Origin of the sequence: uncultured Microbulbifer sp. (assembly GCF_947489355.1) — a bacterium.
GTDB lineage: Bacteria > Pseudomonadota > Gammaproteobacteria > Pseudomonadales > Cellvibrionaceae > Microbulbifer.
The window spans coordinates 1-3,344 of sequence record NZ_CANLDD010000118.1 but is presented as its reverse complement, the minus strand read 5'-3'; the positions used below and the strand labels follow the sequence as shown (position 1 = coordinate 3,344).

Annotated in this window: 3 protein-coding genes and 1 pseudogene; 3 read left to right on the top strand and 1 reads right to left on the bottom strand. The window is 49.5% G+C overall.

Features of this window, described 5'->3' with window-relative positions; all coding sequences use genetic code 11:
* Positions 1-71: 71 nt before the first annotated feature.
* Entirely contained in the window at positions 72-248 is a 177-nt protein-coding gene (gene tnpB, locus Q1A48_RS20800; RefSeq protein ID WP_299948705.1) for an IS66 family insertion sequence element accessory protein TnpB, read from the bottom strand.
* Positions 249-280: 32 nt separating this feature from the next.
* On the opposite strand from tnpB, the gene Q1A48_RS20795 reads away from it, so the two are divergent.
* The 3 genes and pseudogenes from Q1A48_RS20795 to Q1A48_RS20785 all read left to right on the top strand — a co-directional run.
* The gene (locus tag Q1A48_RS20795) at positions 281-571 is read left to right on the top strand and encodes a hypothetical protein (protein WP_299948703.1); all 291 of its coding nucleotides are present in this window, start codon (positions 281-283) and stop codon (positions 569-571) included.
* Positions 572-1,046: 475 nt separating this feature from the next.
* Positions 1,047-1,538, top strand: a complete 492-nt coding sequence (locus tag Q1A48_RS20790) for a hypothetical protein (RefSeq protein WP_299948701.1) — start codon at positions 1,047-1,049, stop codon at positions 1,536-1,538.
* Positions 1,539-2,105: 567 nt separating this feature from the next.
* Positions 2,106-2,449: pseudogene (locus tag Q1A48_RS20785) on the top strand (transposase domain-containing protein); the annotation flags it as partial.
* Positions 2,450-3,344 lie beyond the last annotated feature (895 nt).

The window sequence follows — 3,344 nt, the reverse complement described above, 5'->3', positions numbered from 1 at the left end:
TTGTGTTAGAACCTCAACAATGCGAGCTTGCTCTTACAAATCAATAGGCTACATCCAAACGGGAACAGCCCCTAGTACAACAGCTTGGTCTTGTCACGGCCGCGATTACAGAATACGAAGAGCACTTCCTCTGCAGGAGGTGATGCCACCTCCTGCTCAACCAGAGCTGCCAAACCGTCGATGGACTTACGCATATCGACCGGCTCCATGTACAAGTGGGTCTGCGCGGGCTGCTTCGGCCGCAGCATCACCCCCTGCTCCCGAAGTAGGCGCCAGAGCAATGGAAGAGTTTGCTCAAGGGCTGATGCTGGTAACTGCACTGAATGCCGCCGGGCAATGCCAGCTCAGTCGAAGCCTCAAAAGTTGGCATGGGCACCGGCATCAACTTAGGCCGGGGCTTGCTCTGCTTGTTGCGCCAATAGGTGATGGTGCTGAGCTTCAGCTCATGCTGCTGCCAGAAATCAGAATTACTCTGAGTGGTCATTTGAATCTCCTGATTATTAAAAATCAAGAGAGTAGAGAAAACTGTCCGGTCTTTCAGATGGGGATACTTGATCGCTTACGACTCTAACAGACTACAGCGGTGGTTAAAACACCTAGTATGTAATTTTGTGTCATTGGGTGTGATAGACCTGTAATGCGGCTATTTGTATAGTGAGCACCGATTGAGAGCCTAGCCCGGCCGTGTCGTCACGGTGTGGCCGGTCTCAGCGTTCGGCATAGGTTTGATTGCCGTGTGCTCGCGAGCCGTGCGGATAGTGGATTCAGTGCAAGCTGAACGATCAGGCTGGGCGCCCAACAGGTACGCAATCCTGATCGGGGTTTCTGGACGGGCTTGTTCGGGCAGGATGCCACATTTTGCTCTTGATAGTGTTGTTGTAACCGTCGATGGCCGGGGCCATCCTTCCGGGCCGGCAGTATCACTACTGCCGGCTTTTTTTTTAATTCGAATAGATTAAAATAGACACGTCACAGACGTATTCTACCGGATAGTTCGTGTCCAAGTAGTGACGCCAGATAACAAATTTTAACAAAGGGGATACACAATGGGCGCTTGTGCCGACTTACCCGTACTGGAGTGCGAAGTACCAAAAGAGGGGTTGAAGCTGGATTTGGTTTTGAGGCCCAGAGAGCCTGTAGGCGGGGAACTCCAGTACTGGCCGCTGTTTAATGCCGCCAACCCGGAGGAGCACTTTGGCAATATGCGCTTTAAAATCCGCAAAGGTGGTGTGGTCACCCTGAAAATTACCCTGGATCTGTCTGAAGTGCCGTGTCGTGAACTGGAGTTTGCCCGCTGCCACCATCACAAGCTGGATGGGATTATCGCCTTGAGCCCGGACTTCCGCCATCAGTTCCGTGCCCGCGCCAGGGCAGTGGATGGGGAGTACACGAAACTGGTGATTAAGATCAGGGATAAGCAACATATTCCGGATAACTTTTCCTTCCTGTGGATGTGTGTGGACCCGGAAACGGGAATGCACTTTGTTTCTGGGGATCCTAGAGCTGTCGTTGATCCATTTCCAGTTGGAGGCGTGTAGTGGCCAGGTATTATCGGATACTACACACTGAGTATTCCAGTAGTTAGCTTACGTCATATGTGTTGATCAGTCACGGCTATGTGGATAGGGCCATATCTGGTTGTAATTATCTATAGCCCGCTTTTCTGTCGAAATCTCGGGTCGCCGATCTCCGGCACCCGCCCTACTGGGCGGACATTCTACTGCCTGTATGCGTTGCGGCTATAACGTCAAAGTACCTTCTACGTGATTATTTTTTCTATCCGCGCGCTGAACGGAGTCACCTTACCCCTGCTTCCATGTTGGGATTGCTCACTGTAGTTGTGTTCAGAATGCTAGCCAGGATTTTGCATCTACAATCTGACCTGGCAGCATTTTATTCTGACAGCCAGTAATCTGCTTGAACAGCGTGAGGGCTGGTTGTCATTTGCTCTCTTTGATCAAGTTTAAGCCGGTCCAGTTTTTTCCGGGTACAACTACCCCTTACCCCATTGTTTTCTGTGTCGGGAATAGCACACTTTCTGACTACGTCGGCACCAGACGGGATACCAGCGTGCAGAAGATTTCTCTGTCCGGCATCGCTGTTGGTACGTTATCCAACGAGAGCCTAAGCTCAGGGTGTTTCTGGAAGACCCAGATTTACCACTAGACACCAATCATTTGGAGCGCGCTCTGCGGCCGGCAGGAAGAGCTGGATGCTCTGCTGAACAGAGCTGGGGGCGGAACATGTGGGCATCATCCAGAGCCTGATCACCACCTGCAAGCTGCCTGATATCACTCCGTACATCTATCTCACGGATGTATTGCTGCGCGTTGGGCAGCACTCAGCCAAAGAAGTTGCGGATCTGACACCGCGGATATTGAAAGAAAAGTTTGTCAGCAATCCGCTGCGATCAGACATCTATGGCTGGGGCAATGACGCCATAGAATGAACGGTTACGATATGGATGCTGCCGCGAGGGCAAACCCCCGCAGTGGCAAAGGCGGCACTTTCACTCCACGGATCGTCCAGTTTACCGGCACACTGGGGCGCAAGCACAGAAAAATGCCAGCCAGTTCACATAACTGGCTGGCATTACGTGCTAGGCGAGTTTTACATGTCAGTCAAGGTTATATTGAGAAGTAGCAGTAGAGGCCCTTTCATCGTTAGCTAACCTACTTCCTGAAAAAAGTAAAATTTTCTCTCAAATCACTGAGATACAAGTTGATATTTAATGCACGAGCAATTGAATATCTGATTAGAGTTCAAGCGATTAAAGGGGGCAAGCTAACTAACCTACTTTCAATACAGCACCTACAGTAAACAATAAAAGGTACTTGCTGAGCCTATTCGGCGGAATATCAGCTACAGTTTAGGGAAATCGACTACAGCTCGTGGCCCGACCTGGATATCAGTTTCAATACGCATAATATATCTCCTATTTTTTACAATTTTGAATGTTATAACCAAACGTTATTGCTTGTATCGGAACATCTGCTTATTCATATCAGAAATTTGTTTAAACTTCCAGATAATTTGCTATTTTGTACTAACGTTCCATTTGGGTTAAAAGCAGTGTTAAGCTTATGCCAAAGGTGCATTGACTACAAATTCTACTGGTATTAAATTCGCCAGGGCGGTGTAAGGAGGATGTGTTTTGGCGCTGTTTTCCAAGAGGCTGCTTTATCTTTGCAGCCTCCTAGATAGCAACTATGACAACTTGATGCAGTAGGGCTGGTGGTGCTGGATGAAAATCGCAGCTCAGAGGGCATCTAGTCCAAAAGGGAGACCCCCCGGCTTTGCCGGGGAGGCACGCATAGTTTGACAGATCCGGAAGTCCCATAGTA

Bases quoted from the DNA above. Each gene is read 5' to 3' on its own strand.
- tnpB (WP_299948705.1), bottom strand. From the start codon at position 248: ATGCTGCGGCCGAAGCAGCCCGCGCAGACCCACTTGTACATGGAGCCG.
- Q1A48_RS20795 (WP_299948703.1), top strand. From the start codon at position 281: ATGGAAGAGTTTGCTCAAGGGCTGATGCTGGTAACTGCACTGAATGCC.
- Q1A48_RS20790 (WP_299948701.1), top strand. From the start codon at position 1,047: ATGGGCGCTTGTGCCGACTTACCCGTACTGGAGTGCGAAGTACCAAAA.